Annotated in this window: 21 protein-coding genes; 8 read left to right on the forward strand and 13 right to left on the reverse strand. The window is 42.2% G+C overall.

The window, feature by feature from the left end:
* Window positions 1-92: 92 nt before the first annotated feature.
* From WC615_RS15170 to WC615_RS15195, 6 genes are all read right to left on the reverse strand, one after another.
* Window positions 93-308, reverse strand: a complete 216-nt coding sequence (locus WC615_RS15170; RefSeq protein WP_372978930.1) for a hypothetical protein — start codon at window positions 306-308, stop codon at window positions 93-95.
* Window positions 309-378: 70 nt separating this feature from the next.
* Window positions 379-606: a hypothetical protein gene (locus WC615_RS15175; protein ID WP_191176297.1), complete on the reverse strand. Its 228-nt coding sequence runs from the start codon at window positions 604-606 to the stop codon at window positions 379-381.
* 61 nt (window positions 607-667) lie between these two features.
* Window positions 668-814 (reverse strand): hypothetical protein, encoded by a 147-nt coding sequence (locus WC615_RS15180; protein ID WP_191176298.1) that lies wholly within the window; start codon window positions 812-814, stop codon window positions 668-670.
* A 47-nt stretch (window positions 815-861) separates the two neighbouring features.
* A complete protein-coding gene (locus tag WC615_RS15185; protein ID WP_372978931.1) occupies window positions 862-1,005 on the reverse strand; it encodes a hypothetical protein in 144 nt (47 codons plus the stop codon).
* Between the two features lie 46 nt (window positions 1,006-1,051).
* Window positions 1,052-1,198, reverse strand: a complete 147-nt coding sequence (locus WC615_RS15190) for a hypothetical protein (protein WP_372978932.1) — start codon at window positions 1,196-1,198, stop codon at window positions 1,052-1,054.
* 42 nt (window positions 1,199-1,240) lie between these two features.
* Window positions 1,241-1,387 carry a hypothetical protein gene (locus tag WC615_RS15195; RefSeq protein WP_372978933.1) on the reverse strand — a complete coding sequence of 49 codons (147 nt, stop codon included), beginning with the start codon at window positions 1,385-1,387 and terminating at the stop codon, window positions 1,241-1,243.
* 332 nt (window positions 1,388-1,719) lie between these two features.
* Between WC615_RS15195 and WC615_RS15200 the strand changes: the two genes are divergently transcribed.
* The gene (locus tag WC615_RS15200; protein WP_372978934.1) at window positions 1,720-3,156 is read left to right on the forward strand and encodes a tetratricopeptide repeat protein; all 1,437 of its coding nucleotides are present in this window, start codon (window positions 1,720-1,722) and stop codon (window positions 3,154-3,156) included.
* A gap of 17 nt (window positions 3,157-3,173) precedes the next feature.
* Here WC615_RS15200 and WC615_RS15205 read toward each other — a convergent pair whose 3' ends face one another.
* The 4 genes from WC615_RS15205 to WC615_RS15220 all read right to left on the reverse strand — a co-directional run bounded on the left by WC615_RS15205 (window position 3,174) and on the right by WC615_RS15220 (window position 7,012).
* Entirely contained in the window at window positions 3,174-3,461 is a 288-nt protein-coding gene (locus tag WC615_RS15205) for a hypothetical protein (RefSeq protein WP_372978935.1), read from the reverse strand.
* Window positions 3,462-3,694: 233 nt separating this feature from the next.
* A complete protein-coding gene (locus WC615_RS15210; RefSeq protein ID WP_372978936.1) occupies window positions 3,695-4,069 on the reverse strand; it encodes a helix-turn-helix domain-containing protein in 375 nt (124 codons plus the stop codon).
* A 157-nt stretch (window positions 4,070-4,226) separates the two neighbouring features.
* Complete coding sequence (locus tag WC615_RS15215) at window positions 4,227-6,515, reverse strand: ATP-dependent helicase (RefSeq protein WP_372978937.1); 2,289 nt, start codon at window positions 6,513-6,515, stop codon at window positions 4,227-4,229.
* A 95-nt stretch (window positions 6,516-6,610) separates the two neighbouring features.
* On the reverse strand, window positions 6,611-7,012 hold the full coding sequence (locus WC615_RS15220) for a hypothetical protein (protein ID WP_372978938.1): 402 nt from the start codon (window positions 7,010-7,012) through the stop codon (window positions 6,611-6,613).
* Window positions 7,013-7,248: 236 nt separating this feature from the next.
* Between WC615_RS15220 and WC615_RS15225 the strand changes: the two genes are divergently transcribed.
* Together WC615_RS15225 and WC615_RS15230 are read left to right on the forward strand one after the other, a co-directional pair.
* Window positions 7,249-9,252, forward strand: a complete 2,004-nt coding sequence (locus tag WC615_RS15225; protein ID WP_372978939.1) for a thioredoxin domain-containing protein — start codon at window positions 7,249-7,251, stop codon at window positions 9,250-9,252.
* An 82-nt stretch (window positions 9,253-9,334) separates the two neighbouring features.
* Window positions 9,335-9,835: a peptidylprolyl isomerase gene (locus WC615_RS15230; RefSeq protein ID WP_191176306.1), complete on the forward strand. Its 501-nt coding sequence runs from the start codon at window positions 9,335-9,337 to the stop codon at window positions 9,833-9,835.
* A 109-nt stretch (window positions 9,836-9,944) separates the two neighbouring features.
* Here WC615_RS15230 and WC615_RS15235 read toward each other — a convergent pair whose 3' ends face one another.
* From WC615_RS15235 to WC615_RS15245, 3 genes are read right to left on the reverse strand one after another with little or no spacing between them, the layout of a single operon-like run.
* On the reverse strand, window positions 9,945-10,643 hold the full coding sequence (locus WC615_RS15235; RefSeq protein WP_372978940.1) for a hypothetical protein: 699 nt from the start codon (window positions 10,641-10,643) through the stop codon (window positions 9,945-9,947).
* A gap of 20 nt (window positions 10,644-10,663) precedes the next feature.
* The gene (locus WC615_RS15240; protein ID WP_372978941.1) at window positions 10,664-11,092 is read right to left on the reverse strand and encodes a PH domain-containing protein; all 429 of its coding nucleotides are present in this window, start codon (window positions 11,090-11,092) and stop codon (window positions 10,664-10,666) included.
* A gap of 35 nt (window positions 11,093-11,127) precedes the next feature.
* Complete coding sequence (locus WC615_RS15245) at window positions 11,128-13,899, reverse strand: TonB-dependent receptor (protein ID WP_372978942.1); 2,772 nt, start codon at window positions 13,897-13,899, stop codon at window positions 11,128-11,130.
* 239 nt (window positions 13,900-14,138) lie between these two features.
* Between WC615_RS15245 and WC615_RS15250 the strand changes: the two genes are divergently transcribed.
* The 5 genes from WC615_RS15250 to WC615_RS15270 all read left to right on the forward strand — a co-directional run.
* Window positions 14,139-15,230, forward strand: a complete 1,092-nt coding sequence (locus WC615_RS15250) for a fatty acid desaturase (protein ID WP_372978943.1) — start codon at window positions 14,139-14,141, stop codon at window positions 15,228-15,230.
* Between the two features lie 149 nt (window positions 15,231-15,379).
* Window positions 15,380-16,921 (forward strand): TolB family protein, encoded by a 1,542-nt coding sequence (locus tag WC615_RS15255; protein WP_372978944.1) that lies wholly within the window; start codon window positions 15,380-15,382, stop codon window positions 16,919-16,921.
* Window positions 16,922-16,943: 22 nt separating this feature from the next.
* Window positions 16,944-17,858 carry a sugar phosphate isomerase/epimerase family protein gene (locus WC615_RS15260; protein WP_372978945.1) on the forward strand — a complete coding sequence of 305 codons (915 nt, stop codon included), beginning with the start codon at window positions 16,944-16,946 and terminating at the stop codon, window positions 17,856-17,858.
* Window positions 17,859-17,932: 74 nt separating this feature from the next.
* Window positions 17,933-18,487, forward strand: a complete 555-nt coding sequence (locus WC615_RS15265) for a gluconate 2-dehydrogenase subunit 3 family protein (RefSeq protein WP_372978946.1) — start codon at window positions 17,933-17,935, stop codon at window positions 18,485-18,487.
* Window positions 18,487-20,168, forward strand: a 1,682-nt coding sequence (locus WC615_RS15270; protein WP_372978947.1) for a GMC oxidoreductase, incomplete at its 3' end; no start/stop codon positions are given. The genes WC615_RS15265 and WC615_RS15270, both read left to right, overlap by 1 nt.

Below are 20,168 nucleotides of genomic sequence, written 5' to 3' on the forward strand. Positions count from 1 at the left end.
CTGCTATGATGAATTTTTTCATAATCTGTATTATTTGTGTGGTTATATATTTATTTGATGTTTTAGTTATTGTCTGTGTATTATGATGTTACTTAGTCTGCAGTGCCTACGTCTTTTTTGTTATCTGCAGTACCCACGTCTTTTTTGTTATCGGCGGTGCCTACGTCTTTTTTGTTATCAGCGGTACCAACATCTTTCTTGTTATCGGCAGTGCCTACATCTTTTTTGTTTGAGAAAGCCTGAGCGTTAACTGTTGATAAAGCGCCTGTGCTGAAAATGATTGCTGCTGCTATGATGAATTTTTTCATGATCTGTATTATTTGTGTGGTTATATATTTATTTGATGTTTTAGCTATTGTCTGTGTATTATGATGTTACTTAGTCAGCAGTGCCTACGTCTTTTTTGTTATCTGCGGTACCCACATCTTTTTTGTTTTTAGCATCGGCGGTGCCTACGTCTTTTTTGTTATCAGCGGTACCAACATCTTTCTTGTTATCGGCAGTGCCAACATCTTTTTTGTTTGCAGTTGCTGTGTGGTTAATTGTTGCTGCTGATAAAGCGCCTGTGCTGAATATGATTGCTGCTGCTATGATGAATTTTTTCATGATCTGTATTTGGTGGAAGTGTTATGTATTTATGTGTGTTAATTGTTGTTTGTGTTTTTAATTAGTCGGCTGTGCCTACGTCTTTTTTATTGCTGATTGTGCTTTTTTCGATAGTTGCAGTGGGGGCTACACTTTTTTCTTTAGTGCATGATGTTAAAATGCCTGTACTTGCTATTAGTAATGCTGCTGCTATGATTGATTTTTTCATGATCGTATTTTTTTTATTGTGTTATTGATTTTTATGAATAAGGATAATTAGTCGGCTGTACCAATGTCTTTTTTAAACGTTGCCAGGCCAGGTTCAAAAGTGGCAGCAGGTTTTACGGTTACCTGTTTGGTGTATGATGGTAAAACTGCTGTTGTAAGGATTAGTGCTGCTGCTATGATTATCTTTTTCATGGTTGTTATTTTAATAGTTAGGGGTATTGTTGTTTATATGAATTAATTAATCGGCTGTGCCAATATCTTTTTTGAACGCCATTGTATTGTTTTGCTCAATAGCCATGGTTGGTTTTACGGTTACCTGTTTAGTAAATGATGGTAAAATTCCGCTTGTTAAGATCAGTGCCGCTACGATGATTAACTTTTTCATATCCTGTTATTTAAATGTTCTTTTTTACTGTTTATTAATTGATTAGTCCGCTGTTCCTATATCTTTTCTGATACCGGTGGTTGCTTTTAAGAAAATATCCATTGTAATGCGTGCGCCATTTTGCTTAACGCATGAGGATAACAATAATCCGCCGAATAATATTAAGTACGCAAACAGGGCTTTTTTCATATTAATTTATCTTGTTCAAATTCTCTTTTTTATTTAACTTGTAAGCACATATTAAGTATTCGTCCATTAGTAATAGTTTAACGCTTTTATTGTAACTATTGGTTAATAATAGTTGCGTAAAACTGCGCTATCGGCCTAAAGGCAATATATGTTAATAACTGTGTAACTTATTAACAATCAATAAATTAACAACACAAATATAAATATGTTTTTTAATTATCAGGCAATAATGAAAAAAAAAATCATTCCGGGTTTTTGTTTAATTTAACTTGATAAAGTATTGTTCGTAATTATTTTATAACTTTCACCATAATATAACGTATAGAGCCTAAATGAATAAAATTTTTACTCTTCTGGTTTTCTTTTTTGTTTGTAGTACTGTATACGCGAAGGGTAATATTGATATTGCTGCACAGGACACCAATGAAGTGATAAAATTGAATAAGCAAGCGCTTGATAGCCGTTTTACCAGCCCCGATCAAACCGTTAGTTTGGCTGCCAAGGCCCTTGCCATTGCAGAAAAAATAGGTTATGATAAAGGTATTGGTGAAGCTTACCGTGTAAAAGGTATTGGTAACTACTATTTAAACCAGGCAAGTGCAGCTATTCATGATTATTTACAAGCACTTGCAGTGTTCTCAAAAATCAAGGATCTGCGCAGCGAGGCGAGTGTTTACAACAACATTGGTAATTTATATCTGGATAATAATTACGCCAGTTCTTTAGAGTATTTGAACAAATCATTGGATATTGCCCAAAAATTGAACGATACACAGCTAATAGGCAAGTCGTATTTAAATATAGGTAATGTTTATTATCGTAAAAAGAGCTTTAACCAGGCTTTGAGTTATTACGATAAAGGCAATAAAATTTTCCAGTCTATTAAGGATACGGTTAATATTATACAGGCATTACAAAACAGGGGGGTGATTTATTTTAACCTGAATGATTATGCAAAAGCCGAGCAACTACTTTTGGCCGCAAATAAAGCCGCTAAAGAAAAGGACCTGAACAAGCCGGTGGCCAGTACAAACCTTACACTGGCGTCGTTATATATAGCGCAGGGGAGATTTGAGGATGCTGATAAGTTTGTACAGGAAGGGTTGGTGTATTCTAAAGCGGTGAAAGATGAAAAACTGGAATCTGATTATAACTATACCATTTACCAGTTAGAGGCTAAACAGAAACATTACGAAAAAGCATTGTCCTATCTGCAAACAATATTCAGGCAGGATAGTACCATTTATGCATCCAACGAATCTACGCAGATAAATATGCTACAGGAACAGTTTAAGCAGCAAGCCAAGCAGCGCGAAAACGAACTGACCATCCAGCGCCAACAAAACGATCGTATTAAATTTTGGGCCGTTACAGTAGTAGCCGGCCTTTTGCTTGTTGTTATAGCCTTATTAATAAGTAATGTTAAACGTAAAACGGTAACCAACCTTAAACTAACCGACCTGAACGAGGAGGTTTCTCGGCAAAAGGATAACCTGGATAGGGTGAACCATCATCTTGAGGAAATTATTGACGAACGCACTAAAGATCTCCAGATAAAGAATAAAAAACTGTCCGAATACTCATCCTATCTTTCCCATCAAATACGGGGGCCTATAGCCACACTGCGCGGGTTAATGAACCTGGAGAAGGAAGGCCTTGTTGATGAAAAAGAATGTATTAATATGATGGATAAATGCGTATCTGATATCGATCAGAAGATCATTGAAATGAGCGAAATGCTTAACGATACCAGCAAAAACGTATTCTAAGTTTAATAGCAGCTAAATTAAGCAGGGTAGTTACTGTGTATGGTTGCCTCAAGCAAACCTAAATAAACACAATACCTTGATATCATTTGTAATATAAGCAGCTGCCTGTGTTTTTTATAACCCTCGGTTTCAAATGCCAGGGTTTCGTTACCTGCAGTAACAAAAAAACGTACCTCGCCTTCGCGTTGTTTTAAGCTCGACCTGAACAGGTTAAATGCTTTTACTTTTAATTTACTGCGCCTGTCATGTATAGTATCTACTTTTAAATGGTCGGCGTTTGAAATTGATATCAGGTAGTTAGACATAGCTGTTTATGTTGTATACCCGATTATTGCAATTTTAAAACCAAATAAGCATTTGGCGTTAATTTAGGTCTTTTAAAAACACAAAACGGCAATAAATTAATTTGTATTTTCATTTTGCTTAATTAATTAAGATCAACTTAAAATAATTAAGTAAAAGTGAATAAAAATCAAAGTTATTACCGTAGTAAAAAAAGCTAACTGTTGTATTTAATGAACAGTAATGATGATGATAATTACATTGCTACGTTGTTTTTGCTCAGTAATTCTTCATAAAGCAATATTACCTTACGTTGTAAGTTGGTTATCTCAACCTCTCTGTCGGTAAGTTTTTTCTGAACGATGCTTAAGCTCAAGTCCTGAGTACTTGGCTCTTCGGTATATTCAAGCGAAAGCAGGTTAACAACACTCACTTCAAAAATGTTAGCAATTTGCTCTAATCTCGATAAATTAATATCGGTAACACCTGTCTCAATTTTTGAGAACGCAGGGATAGAAATACCTAAGCGGTTTGCCACATCTTCCTGGCTCCAGCCATGTTCGTGGCGAAGTGTGCGTATATTCTTACCTGCCGATTTATTGGTCTTCTTTTTTATGGGCTCGCTCATCATGTACATAATAGTTAATTAAAAGGGATAAAGGGTATTAACTATTAACCAAACTCAGTGCCATATATTAAATATGCGTATTTACGCGTAATTAACGGATAGTTAATGTTTGCCTCAAAAAAATTGTGGAATATGTTCTACATATTATGGGAATAATATGTTACTCCACCCCACTTATTATACTCAGTTTTGCAAACTTTAACAGCAATTGTTTTTGCCCTATTTCTTTAAAGAATATAGTTGCCTTAATATCAGGCTTATTGCCTTCCAGTGTAAGTACTTTACCAAAGCCAAAACGTTCATGCTCCACCTGCATACCCACCTGTAGGTTTGAGGTATCTGAGGGTTTAAAATCAGGCGATGGCACATGAGCTTTGGCCAGTATTGATGTTGTTTTAACTGGCGGGGCAGTTGCTGCTTTTGGTTTTGAGTAGGTGTCGTTTTTCCTGGTCCAGGCGGTACGTTCATCTTCGTATGATGATGAACCGGCAGATGATGCCGGCTTGGCTGTAAAGTCAAGCTCAAGGTATTTGGCGTCTATTTCATCTATAAAACGGCTTGGTTCGCAGCTTATCAGTGTGCCAAATTTAAAACGCGATGTGGCGTAACTGATAGTTAACTTATACTCAGCACGGGTAATGGCTACGTAGAACAGGCGCCGCTCTTCTTCCAGGTCGCTGCGCGAGTTTAGCGACATTTGTGACGGGAACAGGTTCTCTTCTAACCCTACAATATGTACATGCGGAAACTCAAGGCCTTTTGATGAGTGGATGGTCATTAATGATACCGTATCGGCATCTTTATCCTTATCCTTATCATCATTGGTTAATAAGGCTATATCCTGCATAAATATATCAAGGCCCTTTTCCTCAATATCTTCCCGCTCCGAGAATTCTTTTATCCCGTTTAAAAGCTCCTGGATGTTTTCGTAACGGTTAAGCCCCTCAACAGATTTATCTTCGTAAAGGTCCTTCAGTAAGCCCGAGTGTTTTGCTATATGCAAGGCCGATTCATAGGCGCTTTGGTTTTTGGTGATCACCTGGAAGCTCTGGATCATGGCTGCAAAAGCAAATAAAGAAGCTGGTGCTTTCTCTATGTACCGGTTTGCTTCAAGGATGGCTTCAAAAGGGGTAATGCCATTTTTATCAGCAGCAACAATTATCCTGTCAACCGTGGTATCGCCAATGCCGCGTTTCGGGTAGTTTATAACACGTTTCAGGGCTTCCTCGTCACTTGGGTTAAACGTAAGCCTGAAATAGGCTATCAGGTCCTTGATCTCTTTACGCTGGTAGAATGATAGCCCGCCATAAATTTTATATGGGATGCCGTTTTTACGCAAAGCCTCCTCCATAGAACGCGACTGCGCGTTTGTACGGTAAAGAATTGCAAAATCATGCCATTTAAGGCCATTTGTACTGCGTTGGAACATGATAGCATCAGCCACCTGCTTGCCTTCTTCATTATCGCTAAAGGCGCGCATTATTTTTATTTTATCGCCCGTTTCCTTCTCAGAAAAAACATGCTTTTTAAGCTGCTCTTTATTATTGGCGATGATGCTGTTAGCAACATTCACAATGTTTTGGGTAGAGCGGTAGTTCTGCTCCAGCTTAAATACATGCAGGTCGGGGTAATCCTTCTCAAAATTCAGGATGTTTGCTATTGTAGCCCCACGGAAAGCGTAGATACTTTGCGCATCATCACCCACCACACACAGGTTTTCGTGTACCGAAGCAAGCGTTTTTACTATTTTATATTGTGAGTGGTTAGTATCCTGGTACTCATCCACCATAATGTATTTGAATTTGTGCTGATACTTATTCCTTACATCCGGATGGTCTCTTAACAACTCATTGGTTTTAAAAAGCAGGTCATCAAAGTCCATGGCCCCGGCGCGGTAGCAACGCTGCGCGTAAGTTTCATATATCTTCCCAAGTAAAGGGCGCTTGGCCGAATCGTCGTCGGCTTGTATCTGCGGGTTGTTTTGATAATCAGCAGGGGTAAGCAAACTGCTTTTTGCTGCCGAGATGCGGTTCAGTACAAAATTTACGCTATACAGCTTATCATCCAGCTGCATCTCTTTTAATATGGCACGTATAACGCTTTTGCTGTCATCAGTATCATAAATGGTAAAGTTGTTTGGGTAACCAATCTTATCGGCCTCAACCCTTAAAAGCTTGGCAAAAACGGAGTGGAAGGTACCCATCCAGATGTTTTTTGCCTCAGGGCCGCAAATATGATTGATACGCTCGCGCATTTCGCGGGCGGCTTTGTTGGTAAACGTAAGCACCAGTATGTTAAAGCTATCTACACCGCTGCGTATAAGGTGTGCCACCCTAAAGGTAATAACACGCGTTTTGCCCGAGCCGGCACCGGCAATAATCATTACCGGGCCCTTTGTTTGTAATACGGCAGCTTTTTGTTCGGGGTTTAACCCTGCTAAATAATCCAAATCCTGTTCCTCTTTCTTAGTACCGCGAAATTAGTTATTTGCACGGGAAAGCTAAATAAATTGGCACGCCAATTTTTCCACTTAATAAGGTTTTGTTAACTATTGGCAGATAATCGCTTGTTTACCGCCTGGTAAATGATCCATCCAAAGGGCAGCAGCCATATCATATCGTTCCAAACGTTCACCCAAAAAAAGGAGGGGGCGAGTTTGCCCAGCCAGATATAATATACCGAGCCTATTGGCCCTAGCACTTTGCCAATAAAGCCAACCAGTATCAGCGGCCAGTAAGCCACCGGATCTTTCGACGCGAAGTAATACGCGATACCATACACCCCAACCAACATACCCACGCAACGCAAAATGATGAGCAGGAAATCGGTAGGCGGGTTGCCGAACAGGATAATTTGAGGATAGGCAGAAATTACAATCCCCCAGAAAATATTGTAGATAGCGGCCAGGAGCATGATGGTTTTGGCCGCTTTGAGTTTTGTAATCATAATTGGTTAAAGATAAATAATAATCATTGGCTCGCGTGTTGCGATATATTTAACCACAGAGGACACAGAGAAAAGCACAAAGGACAGAGAGATTTATTTGTAATGGATTCTTTGTGTTCTTTGTGCCTATCCGCCCTGCAAATCTCTGTGCTCTCTGTGGTTAAAACAAATTTTCCCATTTGCACATCCTTAAAACAATTCTCAATTTAGCCCTTTCTATATACACATCCACCCGCATGAACAAACTCGCAAACTCCACATCGCCATATTTACTGCAACATGCCAATAACCCGGTTAACTGGTACCCCTGGGGGCCGGAAGCCCTGCAAAAAGCAAAGGATGAGAATAAACTGATCCTGGTGAGCATTGGCTACTCGGCCTGCCACTGGTGCCACGTAATGGAGCATGAGAGCTTTGAGGATGAGGCCGTAGCAGGTGTAATGAACGAGTATTTTGTGTGCATCAAGGTAGACCGTGAGGAACGCCCGGACGTCGACCAGATCTACATGAGCGCCATTCAACTGATGAGCGGCAGGGGAGGCTGGCCGCTAAATTGCATTTGCCTGCCCGATCAAAGGCCTATTTACGGGGGCACCTATTTCCGCAAAAACGACTGGACAAGCCTGCTGTTTAACCTGGCCGATTTTTACAAAACCAAACCCGAGGAGGCCGAAGATTACGCCGTGCGTTTAACGGAAGGCATCAAACAATATGAATCGGTAGCGTTTGTGACCGAACAGCCTGAGTATACCAAAGCTGACCTGGAAACCATCCTGACCACCTGGCGCCGGTACATCGACCCGGTTGAAGGTGGTTTTGGCGGTGCGCCCAAATTCCCGATGCCAAATAATTCGTTGTTTTTGATGCGGTACGCCCACTTAATGAAAGATGACGGTCTTGCCGAAAATGTAAAATTAACGTTGAAGAAAATGGCCTTTGGCGGTATCTACGATCATATTGGCGGCGGCTTTGCCCGCTATGCGGTTGATGGTGTTTGGCATGTACCACATTTCGAGAAAATGCTGTATGATAATGCGCAGCTACTGGGCTTATACGCCGAAGCACACACCTGGAATCCCGATCCGCTTTATAAAACTATTGCCGATGAGATAATCACCTTTGTAAGCAGGGAATTAACATCGCCCGAAAATGGTTTTTATTCGGCACTGGATGCGGATAGTGAGGGAAAGGAGGGTAAATTCTATATTTTTACAAAGTTTGAAATTGAAGAAATTTTAGGTGATGATGCCGACCTGTTTAATATTTACTATCACGTTACCGAAGATGGCAACTGGGAAGAGGAGCATTCTAATGTTTTCTTCCGCCGTGAAGAAGATGCCGAACTGGCAGATAAATTAGGCCTAACCGTTGATGAACTGACAAGCAGGATAAACACATCCCGCACAAAAGTTTTAGATGCTCGCGGCAAACGCGTACGCCCGGGGCTGGATAATAAAATATTAGCATCATGGAACGGGTTAATGCTGAAAGGCCTGTGCGAAGCCTACCGTGCCTTTAATAAGCCTGAATATTTGGAGCTTGCGCTAAAAAACGCGGAGTTTATAATAAGCAACTTACTAAAAGGCGCAAAGCTAAGCCGGGTTTATAAAAAAGAGGGGAATAGCGGTGTAGCCACATTCTTAGATGATTACGCTAATGTTACAGATGGTTTTATAGCCTTGTACGAAGTTACCTTTAACGAGACCTGGCTGATACAAGCTCAAAAACTGGCCGACTACGCCCTTGCCCATTATTATGATAAAGAAGGCGGCGTATTCTTTTACACGGCCGATAATGACGAGATGCTCATCGCCCGGAAATCGGAAATGATGGATGGGGTGATACCTGCATCAAACTCGGTTATGGCGCGTAACTTAAAAAAATTAGGCCTGTTTTTTGATAATGAAGCTTATCTGGAGGTTTCTGCACAATTGTTACGAAATATTGTGCCGCACCTTGCCAAGTACAGCACAGCTTACTCAAACTGGACAATACTGCTGCTGGATGAGGTTTTTGGCATCTATGAGGTAGCCATTACAGGTAATAATGCTGAAACAAAGCGGATTGAAACAGAACAAAATTACATTCCTAATAAAATTATGTTGGGCGGTACGGATGGAAGTTTACCTTTGCTGGCAGAAAAGTTTAACAACGAAACGCGCATCTTTGTATGCAGGGATAAAACCTGTGGTTTACCGGCATACAATGTGGCAGATGCACTAAAACAAATAAATAACTAATTCCTTAATATAAATAACAGGTATTGAGATAACCCGGTTAAAACAGGGAAGGAGTTCCGATATCTTAAAAAACAATCATCAGATGAAAATTCAACCACAACACGTAGTGTCATTAACGTACGACCTGTATGTTAAAAAAGAAGACGGAACCGAAGGCTTACAGGAAAGCGCAACACAAGAGCAGCCGCTAACCTTTTTATTTGGTGCAGGGCAAATGATCCCGAAATTTGAAGAGGAATTAAGCACGCTTTCAACCGGCGATACCTATGATTTTCGCATAACTGCAGCAGAAGGTTACGGCGAATTTGACGAAGAAGCCGTGGCTAACCTGCCCTTAGAAATGTTCCAGGGAACAGAAGTGCCGCAAATTGGCGAGGTTTTACCTTTACAGGATAACAACGGTAACCGTTTCCAGGGGCAGGTTGTATCGGTTACTGCCGATTCTGTAATTGTTGACCTTAACCACCCAATGGCAGGCCAGGAGCTACACTTTAAAGGCGAGATATTGAACGTACGCCCGGCTACTCCAGAAGAGCTTTCGCATGGCCACGCGCATGGCCCTGATGGCCACCACGCACACTAATTTATAACAAGAATATATGTGTAAGAAGGCGCGAAGTATCGCGTCTATACGATACGGGCATACAAAAAAGAGACGCGATACTTCGCGTCTCTTTTTTGTTTATAGCCCTTTATTCAAAAGCCAGGTGCCCGGCATTGGTTACAACGCATTGTATAATTATACGGCAGGCAATAGGCTCGCCATTTAATGTGGCGGGGATAAACACCAGATCGGCCGGGTCTGGCAGTTTAATATTCATGTTTATGGTTCTAAGCGCTATGCCAGAGTCGCCGTCTATCACTGTAACTTTATAATCAGCCAGCCTGCCGCCGGGGCTTACCAGCAATTCAACCCTGGCTGCAAGCGAATTGCGGTTTACATAGGCATATTCTTTTGGCAGGGTGAACAGGTTTAAATAGGGTAGGTAGCCATAGTACCTTCCACCCACTTTAATGGGTTTTGTAACCTTATCACCCTCCTTCAAAAACTTGTCTGCTAAATATCGCAAATGAGATGTAGTATCTTCCGGCGCCTCATAAAATAGCCGCCCGGTGGAGTAATCATAACTTTGCATGATGGTGCCCTTTGGGTCATAAAACTGCCATAAGCTTACCTTTTTATCATTTTCATAAACGCCGGTGGCAACAATTGTGTTTTTTTTATAAACTGCTTTAAAAAGCCCCACCCTAATATTTACATCTTTTGCCAGCGCCCTAAAAATTTCGGTTACATCACCAGATAGTTTCCGCTTTACTTCAATTGTATCCTGGGCAAAACATTGGTTTATAAAAAGCAGTGCGGTTAGTATTAATAGGTAACGTTTTAACATGATATATGGCAGTAAAAGTATTAGCTGGTCTTTTTTATATACTCAATGGCAGGGTTTATGTTTTGCAGTTGGGCAATAAATTCTTCTTTGTTTTGGGGCGAGATGATCACCGAATCAAATTTATTATAAAACACCTCCAGCCTGTCGAGCGATAAGGCGGGCGAACTTAACACACTCGTTGTTGCTTCTATTTTTCTTATCGAGCTAATATCTATAAGGATATTCACAAAAAAGCCGCACCTCACCTTTAACGATCCATCGCCTCTGATGGTATAATTTGTGTTCAGTATCATGGGGCCCACAATACCCAGCACTAATACCGCGCAAAAAATGCTGCCCCAATAATCGCCCATGATGATGCTGACACCAACCACCGCCGCTAGAATAACAATGGGGATATAAACAACTACACCTTTTTTTGATGGATAAATAACGTCGCCTGCAACCATGCTATAAATATACAAAAACTGCTTTTAAATTAAGCTTAACCGCGCGATCTGCCACCACCACGCCTGCCGCCACGGTTACCGCCACCACCGCGGCCGTTACGGCTGCCGGCAAATTTTTGCAGGCGTATGGTAAACGTCAGCATAAAATAACGGCCAAGGCGATTGGTGCGGGTATCAATTATCTGGTTACCGCTCACCACCCGGGATACGCCTGTGTTTTGGTTAAACAGGTCAAAGCCCTGCACGCGCAGTGCGGCCAAATGGTTTTTCAGGAATTGATACTCTACATAGGTACTTAACAAGGTGGGGTTTGCCTTAACCGTACTGCTAAAGCCGCTGTTAAGGGTTTGGGTAAGATTATAGCCAAGCACCAGGTTGTTAAAAAAATAATTGCGCCCATCAAGCCCAATTATCCATGTTTTGGCATCGGTACTAATGGACGATGGCAGGCTGTAACGTGTGGTATTAACACTGTAATTGCCGCTTACCTCGGTATCCATTAGGCTATCAATATCTATCCTTACTTTGGCCCCCTGGCTAAAAACCCAGTTTTTGCCCTGATTACGTTCGTTTTCAATATAATTGATGTTGTTGCTAAAGCTGGCAGCGCCGTTTAGGGTTACGGTGTATTTACGGTTGGCAAATGGTTTAGAGAAAGCATAGTTACCATTTGCTGAGTAAAAGCCATCGGTGTTTAAATAGCGGGTTTCCTGTACGGTATTGTTTGTACCGCCTGCTAAGGTTATAGGCTGGGTGCTGGTCACAATTTTATTTTGTGTGCTATTGAACGACAGATTGGTGAACAATGAGTTACCGCTGGCAATATCAAACTGGTTGTAGCGCAGGCTGATGTTGTTGCTAAACTCGGGCTTCAGGTCGGGGTTACCGTACACACGGTTTTGCGGGTTCGAAAAATCGGGCTGTAATTGCAGCTGCGTAAACGACGGCTGGTTATTGGTACCGGTATAATTAATGGACAACGAGTGGTTCTTTTTAAAGTTATAAATAAACCTTGCTGTGGGTATGTAATTAAAAGTATGGGTTGATGTTTCAAAATTGTGCGACTGCCCATCGAGCGTAGCTGGTTGCACCGCCAAACCAAGCGTGTAATTGTATTTAGCCTCAACACCGCGCAGGTTTAACCCAAACCGGTTGGTGATGAACTGGTAATTATATAAAGTGCTTAACGAATCTACATACGTTTGTTTGCCGGTAACCGGGTCAATATTGTAGTTGTAGCGGTTATTGTCGGTATTTGATTGGCTGTAACTGTAGTTTGCCTCCAGGTAGGTACTTTTGCCAACCGGCTCGGTATAGCTTAAGTTCACATTCCCCCTTACCGAGCTGTTATCAGTATTTATTTGCTGGAACAATGGGGTTATAATACTATCCTGCCGGGTAGTGTACTGGTCGTTTAGGCCCTGCGTGTTTTTTGAAAAACTGATGCCTGTATTGATGCTAAAGTTACGCCCCTTCTTTTTAAACTTATGGTTGTAAAGTACACTTACACCGCCGCTTGGCGATGTAGCGTTGGTAAGCGCCAGTTCATTACCGGTTATTAGCGTGTTTTTACGTGTGTTGCTGAAGGTGTCAATATTGGTGCTGTTTGATGAGTTATAAGAAAAGCTTGGGCTTATCTTCATGTAATTTGCTGTATCTATACGGTATTCAATATTAAAACCAAACCTGTGGTTAATATTGTGTGTACGGCCGGTGCTGTTATCATTATTAATGATTGCGCCACTCTGAAAAAGGTTTTGTGTTTGCGATGTGCTGGTAGTTAGCCTGTCCCTGTCGGCAAAACTGTAGCTGCCATAAGCAGTTATTTTTTTACCCCATTCGTCGCGGTAATTAAAGCCTGCAGATTTATTTGTGGTTATACCGTTTGCTGTACTGATACCACTACCTGCGTCACCGCCACCACCTCCACGGCCGCCCCGGCCACCTCCGCTGCTGCCGCTGCCCAGGTTAAACGAATTAGTGTTGTTGTTATTCCAGGTACCTATAAGGGCAATCTGCCTGTCCTCCTTAAAATTATTGGCCGATAGTTTGGCCAGATACCGGTCATCATTACCGGCACCTGCCGTGGCCTGCCCAAAATTGCCGGTGCGCTTTCCTTTTTGTATGGTGATGTTTAAAACTTTATCGGGTTCGCCGGTTTTTATGCCGGTTAGGTTGGCCTGGTCGCCATAGTCGTCAATCACCTGTATGTTATCAACAATATCGGCAGGCAGGTTTTGGGTTGCTGTTTGCACATCGCCGGTAAAATAATCTTTGCCGTTAACGCGTACCTTTGTTACCTGTTTGCCATGGGCGGTAACATTTCCATCCTTATCAACTGTAATACCCGGCATCTTCTTGATCAGGTCTTCCACCTGCGATCCTTCCCGCACCTTATATGCTGCGGCATTATATTGTATAGTATCTTCTTTTATAACTATAGGGATAACCGCGGTAATATTTACCACGCCAAGGTAATTCATCTGGATGCTGAGTTTGATAGGGGGAAGCTGGATGGGCTTTGTATCACTATCAGTGGTGTACTTACGTGTAAACGCCTGGTAACCTAATCCGGATACCGTTAGCTTAAAGTTTTTCCCCTTTACACCTGTAAAATGATACACGCCTTTAATATCGCTTGTGGTAACTATACTATCCGCGTTTGAAATGAGTTTAATAGTAATACCCGGCACAGCGCCAAGCGTATCGGCAACAGTCCCGCTAACTTCACGTGGCTGCTGTGCAAACACATGATGAGGAAATAATAAAAAGCAAAACAAAAGAGCAAGGGGTATAAACTTTGTCATGGCTGTTGATATTTAGCTAATGACAATCAATGTATTACTAAGTTTAAACATTAAAGCCATCGTCATACAATTGTTGCAGGGGCCCCTGCGGTCGTCATACAAATGTTGCAATAAGCCAGACACTTTAATGACAATTTAATTATTTATTAAACTTTTTAACGTTAATTGAAAACCTTTCGGTATCTTTAATCCGTAAATCCCCTATAGAACCAATTGAATAAATTAAAATCCCGCTACTAATGGCATTTATACACGAGGTGTTGCAAGAACCATCTTACGGATGGAAAAACGCCGATGGCGAACTTTCAAAGCCGACACCCAAACAGATCTTCTCTGAATTTTTTTCCCGTTTAAACGTATTTAAGGATAAAAAAAACTGGCTCTCTTTCATGAGCTGGGGCATGGTGCTTTTCCTGGCTCCGTTCTTATTCCTGTTTGTATTTAAGTATTTTTCTGTAACCGGCTTAATCATAGCTTTTGTTTACAGTATGATGGTGATGGGTACACATGGTACAATATGGTATCATAGGTATTGCACTCATGGCGCCTTTAAATTCAGAAACAATTTTTGGCGTTTCTTTACCCAAAACCTTACCCTTAAAATTATTCCGGAAGAGATCTATGCTATATCGCACCATGTGCATCATGCATTATCTGATACCCCGGGCGATCCGTATAACGCGCAGGGAGGTTTCCTGTATTGTTTTTTAGCGGATGCAAACCATCAGCCCGTTAACCGTAATTTAGATGAGAAAGGTTACAACCGTTGCCTTACTTTAATGAAACATACCGGTGTTACCTGCAATACCTATGCGCAGTATAAAAAATGGGGCTCGGTAGCCAATCCGTTCCATATGGTATTGGGTGTTGTTGCCAACTGGGCATTTTGGTTCACCGTATTTTACCTGCTTGGCGGGCCGGGTTTAGCATGTGCTATTTTTGGCGCGGCTGGCTTTTGGGCGGTGGGTGTACGTACCTTTAATTACGAAGGCCACGGTAAAGGCGAAGACAAACGCCGGGATGGAATAGACCATAACCGTAAGGATATGTCGGTTAACCAGCTTTGGCCGGGTATTGTTGCCGGCGAATGGCATAATAACCATCACTTGTACCCAAAAAGCGCGCGTTCTGGCTTTAAGCCACACCAGGTTGACAGCGCCTGGTATTACATCAAATTTATGAGCATGATAGGGGCAGTAAGCCATTATCACGATTCAAAAAAACAGTTCTATAAAGATTACATTAAAGAACCTGTTAAAGTATCTGTAGCATCTAAACCTGTATTTTGCCCAACAACGGGTAAGCAGATCTTCGCAACGGAAGTTATTTAACACATATTGATACTATTTTAACCTGTTATGCGGGTTAAAACAAAAAAGGGATGCGCAAGCATCCCTTTTTTGTTTTAAAGCTGGTTTAAACTGGTTTTTTTATAAATGAATATATATCTTAGTCAACCAATTAACAAAGCCTAACGCTCATGCTCAAAAAAATTATTTGCTTATTTACCGGCATGCTGGTAAGTGCTGTATTTGTTGCGAACATTTATGCGCAAAGCGGGACTGTGGGGATATTTGATGGTAATAGTGATGTTGGGCCGGTGAAAAACAAAGGTAGTGTTGTTTATAACGCTGCCAATCAGCAATACACGGTTACCGGCTCGGGTACCAATATCTGGTTCGGCAAGGATGAATTTCACTTTGTGTGGAAACGCGTAAAAGGCGATTTTATATTACGTACCAATGCCGCGTTTGTTGGCAAAGGCACCGAAGCACACCGCAAGTTCGGGCTGATGGTGCGTAAGTCCTTAAATGGCACATCTGCACATGTTAACGCTGTTGTACATGGTGATGGGTTAACGTCGCTGCAATACCGTAATGCTGATGGCGATAGTACTAAAGAACAAAAGGCGGGTATCAGCTCTGCCGATGTTATCCAGTTAGAAAGAAAAGGCAAAACCTACACCATGTCGGTAGCCCGTAAAGGCGATGTGTTTGGCCCCGAAGAAAAGATAGACCTTGACCTGGGCGATGAGGTTTACGTGGGCATTTTTGTTTGCTCGCATAACCCTGCTGTGTCAGAGAAAGCCGTATTCAGCAATGTAAGGATAGTTACACCCGCTCCGGCTGATCTGGTAACTTATAAACAATACCTGGGCAGCAATATAGAGATACTGGATATGCAAACGCAGAATAGCCGTATTATATACCAATCCCCAAAATCGTTACAGGCACCAAACTGGACTGTTGATAATAAATCGCTTATTTACAACAGCGAGGGCTTGCTTTATAAATATAATCTGGCTACAAACATACCGGCCGTATTAAATACAGGCGCGGCTAAAGGCAATAATAACGATCACGTTTTATCATTCGATGGCAAATGGCTAACCATAAGCAATAACGATAATGGCAGCCCTTCAGTTGGCTTTGTGGTGCCGGTAACCGGCGGTGAACCACGCCGGGTTACCGAAACAGGTAAAGGTGCGTCATATATGCATGGCTGGTCGCCCGATGGTAAATTCCTGGTATTTTGCGGCGAACGTAATAAGGAGTATGATGTTTACCGTGTACCCGTTTCAGGCGGCCCCGAAGAGCGCCTCACCAATACCCCCGGCCTTGATGATGGCCCGGAATATACGCCCGATGGTAAATTCATTTACTTCAACTCGGTACGCAGCGGGTTAATGCAGGTTTGGCGAATGAACGCTGATGGCAGCAACCAAACGCAGATCACCAATGATGATAATAACAACTGGTTCCCGCATGTATCGCCCGATGGTAAATGGATAGTATATATCACCTTCCTTAAAAGCGAAGTTGCCCCCGGCGATCATCCTTTTTACAAACATGTTTATTTACGCGTAATGCCAACAGCCGGCGGCCCGTCAAAAGTGGTTGCCTATTTATATGGCGGGCAGGGTACTATCAATACCCCATCCTGGTCGCCTGATAGTAAGCATATTGCCTTTGTAAGTAATACCAATCTTTTGTTTCCGGCGTTTCCTATAAGTAAGAACTAAATCTCAATTAAAAACCAATAAAATGATATCATCACGCAGAACTTTTTTAAAAAACAGCGCCATTGCGGCAACTGCCGCGGCCTTAATGCCAAATGATCTGTTTGCAGCACCCGCCCAGATCCAAAGGGTAGGTATCCAATTGTACTCGGTACGCGATGCAATGATGAAAGACCCGGCAGGCACCTTAAAAAAGTTGTCAGATATGGGTTATCAGCACGTAGAGCATGCTAATTATATTAACCGCAAGTTTTACGGGTGGACCGCAAAAGAGTTTAAAAAAGTATTAGATGACCTTGGCCTGCAAATGCCAAGCGGGCATACCGTGATGACATCGGCACATTGGGATACCACCACAAACGATTTTACCGATGCCTGGAAATATACCGTTGAAGATGCAGCCGCTATGGGCCAAAAATTTGTAATAAGCCCCTGGATGGATGAGAAAGTGCGCCATGATACAGACCTGCTTAAACGCACAATGGATCAGTTTAACAAAAGTGGCGAACTGTGTCAAAAATATAACATGAAATTTGGTTACCACAACCACGATTTTGAATTTACCACCATGGTAGGTGATATCCGCCTGTTTGATTATATCATGCAGAATACCGACCCCAACAGGGTTTCGCAGCAGCTGGATATTGGTAATATGTACGGCCGTGAGAACGATGCCATATCTATTATAAACAAATATCCGGGAAGGTTTATCTCTATGCACGTTAAAGACGAGATAAAGAGTGCTACCAATACCGAAGGTACAGGATATGAGAGTACCATATTAGGCAGGGGTGTGTTACCGGTAAAACAGGTGTTAAAAGCAGCTAAAAAAACCGGCGGTACCGTGTACCTGATCATTGAGCAGGAATCGTACCAGGGCATGGATCCGATTGATTGTGTAAAAATTGATTTACAAACCATGAAAAAGTGGGGATATTAAGAGTTTAAAGGTACTTTAACGGCTCCTAATTGTATTTTTAACACTCAGATCATTATAACCTATTGAATTTGAATATGAACCGCAGAATTGCGATACGGAACATGGCCCTTATTTTAGGCAGCGCGGCAGTTTTGCCATCGTGCTTAAGCGATAAGGGTAAACCTGTTGTACAGTTAAAGCACCTTAAAATTGATGCCGACCAGGAAAATCTGGTAAATAATCTTACAGAAACCATCCTGCCCAAAACAGATACCCCGGGCGCTATGGACCTTGGCATTAATCTTTTTGTTTTTAAAATGATTGATGATTGCTATGATAAGGAGCACCGTGCCGATTTTATTACTGGCTTAAGTGATTTTGCTGCCGAAGCCAAAAAACATTTGGGCAAATCATTTAATGACAGCACCGCTATAGAGCGTACCACGTTTGTAAGCGGTATCGACAAAAAAAGCAAAGACGAAAAATATAAGGATAATACAAAGCTGATAGCTTTCTACAAAATGGTAAAAGACCAAACTGTGTTTGGCTACACCACATCCAAGTATTTTATGACGAAGCAAATAGTTTATGAATTGGTTCCGGGGCGGTATAATGCCATGTTCCCGGTTAAAAGTAAAACTACAGCGTAATGGCTAATTTTAATATTGATAGTATAAAGGACCGTACGTTTGATGCCATTGTTATAGGGTCGGGTATGAGTGGTGGTTGGGCCGCGAAAGAGTTTACAGACAAAGGTCTTAAAACGCTTGTTTTAGAGCGTGGCCGCGATGTAAAGCATTTAAAAGATTACCCAACAACAAATTTATATCCATGGGAGTTTCCGCATCATGGCGTACTGCCTGATGACGTGCAAAAAGCAAACCCTATAGTGAACCGCTGCTATGCCTTTGGTGAAGATGCTGCTCACTTTTTTGTAAAGGATGCCGAACACCCTTACGTTCAGGAAAAACCTTTTGATTGGATCCGCGGATACCAAACCGGTGGCAAATCCCTTTTGTGGGCACGCCAAACCCAGCGCTGGAGCGATTTTGACTTTGAAGGCCCTGCCCGTGATGGTTTCGCGGTTGACTGGCCTATCCGTTATGCCGATATTGCACCCTGGTATAGCTACGTGGAAAAATTTGCAGGCATATCAGGTAACCGGGACGGTTTAGCCGAACTGCCCGACGGTGAATTTTTACCGGCTTTCCCGCTGAATGCTGTAGAAACCTATTTTAGCAATCACGTTAAAAAAACATACAAGAACAGGCACGTAATAAGCGCACGTTGTGCACACTTATCAAAACCCAACCAGGTCCATTTAGACCAGGGCAGGGGCCAGTGCCAGGAACGTACCTTATGCCAGCGCGGTTGTCCGTTTGGCGGTTACTTCAGTGCTAATTCATCAACTATTCCGTGGGCGTTAAAATCCGGTCATTGTACATTAAGGCCGCATTCGGTTGTCGAATCTATTATTTACGATGATAAAAAGGGCAAGGCAACCGGTGTTAGGGTTATTGATGCCAATACCAAAGAAGCTATAGAATACTATGCCGATGTTATTTTTGTTAACGCGGCTGCCTTAAACAGTAACCTGATACTGCTTAACTCAACATCAAGCCGTTTCCCTAATGGCTTGGGCAATGATAGCGGTACCCTGGGTAAATATGTAGCATTCCATAATTATTCTGCCCATATAAACGCCGAATACAGTGGTGCTAAAGAGTGGACAACAGATGGCCGCAACCCTGCGGGTGGCGGCTACATCCCACGTTTCAGGAACGTATATAAACAGGAAACCGACTTTTTACGCGGGTATGCCTGTGGTTTTAGCGCTTACCGCTGGGAACAAAACAGCAGCGATGGTATTGGGCAGGACCTGAAAAACAACCTGGTTAAAAAAGACCTGAGCAGTTGGCATGTGGGTTCGCACATGATGGGCGAAACCATCCCGAAAGAAACAAATTATGTTGCTTTGGATAAATCACTGAAAGACCCGTTTGGGATCCCTCAATTGAGAATCTCTGTTGATTATGATGATAACGACGAGAAAATGAAAAAGGATTACGTGGAGCAGATGACAGAGATGTTCACGTCGGCAGGTTTCACCAACATCCAGGCATCAACAGACCACAGGGCGCCGGGGCTTGATATCCATGAAATGGGTGGGGTGCGTATGGGTATCGACCCAAAAACATCAATGCTTGATAAGTGGCACCGCCTGCACGCCTGTAAAAATGTATACGTTACCGACGGGGCAAGCATGACATCAACCAGTTGCCAAAATCCATCGCTTACATACATGGCTTTTACCGCCCGCGCGGTCGACCA

The sequence above is a fragment of the Mucilaginibacter sp. genome (assembly GCF_041663085.1).
Classification (GTDB): Bacteria; Bacteroidota; Bacteroidia; order Sphingobacteriales; family Sphingobacteriaceae; genus Mucilaginibacter.

Bases quoted from the DNA above. Each gene is read 5' to 3' on its own strand.
- WC615_RS15170 (WP_372978930.1), bottom strand. From the start codon at position 308: ATGAAAAAATTCATCATAGCAGCAGCAATCATTTTCAGCACAGGCGCT.
- WC615_RS15175 (WP_191176297.1), bottom strand. From the start codon at position 606: ATGAAAAAATTCATCATAGCAGCAGCAATCATATTCAGCACAGGCGCT.
- WC615_RS15180 (WP_191176298.1), bottom strand. From the start codon at position 814: ATGAAAAAATCAATCATAGCAGCAGCATTACTAATAGCAAGTACAGGC.
- WC615_RS15185 (WP_372978931.1), bottom strand. From the start codon at position 1,005: ATGAAAAAGATAATCATAGCAGCAGCACTAATCCTTACAACAGCAGTT.
- WC615_RS15190 (WP_372978932.1), bottom strand. From the start codon at position 1,198: ATGAAAAAGTTAATCATCGTAGCGGCACTGATCTTAACAAGCGGAATT.
- WC615_RS15195 (WP_372978933.1), bottom strand. From the start codon at position 1,387: ATGAAAAAAGCCCTGTTTGCGTACTTAATATTATTCGGCGGATTATTG.
- WC615_RS15200 (WP_372978934.1), top strand. From the start codon at position 1,720: ATGAATAAAATTTTTACTCTTCTGGTTTTCTTTTTTGTTTGTAGTACT.
- WC615_RS15205 (WP_372978935.1), bottom strand. From the start codon at position 3,461: ATGTCTAACTACCTGATATCAATTTCAAACGCCGACCATTTAAAAGTA.
- WC615_RS15210 (WP_372978936.1), bottom strand. From the start codon at position 4,069: ATGATGAGCGAGCCCATAAAAAAGAAGACCAATAAATCGGCAGGTAAG.
- WC615_RS15220 (WP_372978938.1), bottom strand. From the start codon at position 7,012: ATGATTACAAAACTCAAAGCGGCCAAAACCATCATGCTCCTGGCCGCT.
- WC615_RS15225 (WP_372978939.1), top strand. From the start codon at position 7,249: ATGAACAAACTCGCAAACTCCACATCGCCATATTTACTGCAACATGCC.
- WC615_RS15230 (WP_191176306.1), top strand. From the start codon at position 9,335: ATGAAAATTCAACCACAACACGTAGTGTCATTAACGTACGACCTGTAT.
- WC615_RS15235 (WP_372978940.1), bottom strand. From the start codon at position 10,643: ATGTTAAAACGTTACCTATTAATACTAACCGCACTGCTTTTTATAAAC.
- WC615_RS15240 (WP_372978941.1), bottom strand. From the start codon at position 11,092: ATGGTTGCAGGCGACGTTATTTATCCATCAAAAAAAGGTGTAGTTGTT.
- WC615_RS15245 (WP_372978942.1), bottom strand. From the start codon at position 13,899: ATGACAAAGTTTATACCCCTTGCTCTTTTGTTTTGCTTTTTATTATTT.
- WC615_RS15250 (WP_372978943.1), top strand. From the start codon at position 14,139: ATGGCATTTATACACGAGGTGTTGCAAGAACCATCTTACGGATGGAAA.
- WC615_RS15255 (WP_372978944.1), top strand. From the start codon at position 15,380: ATGCTCAAAAAAATTATTTGCTTATTTACCGGCATGCTGGTAAGTGCT.
- WC615_RS15260 (WP_372978945.1), top strand. From the start codon at position 16,944: ATGATATCATCACGCAGAACTTTTTTAAAAAACAGCGCCATTGCGGCA.
- WC615_RS15265 (WP_372978946.1), top strand. From the start codon at position 17,933: ATGAACCGCAGAATTGCGATACGGAACATGGCCCTTATTTTAGGCAGC.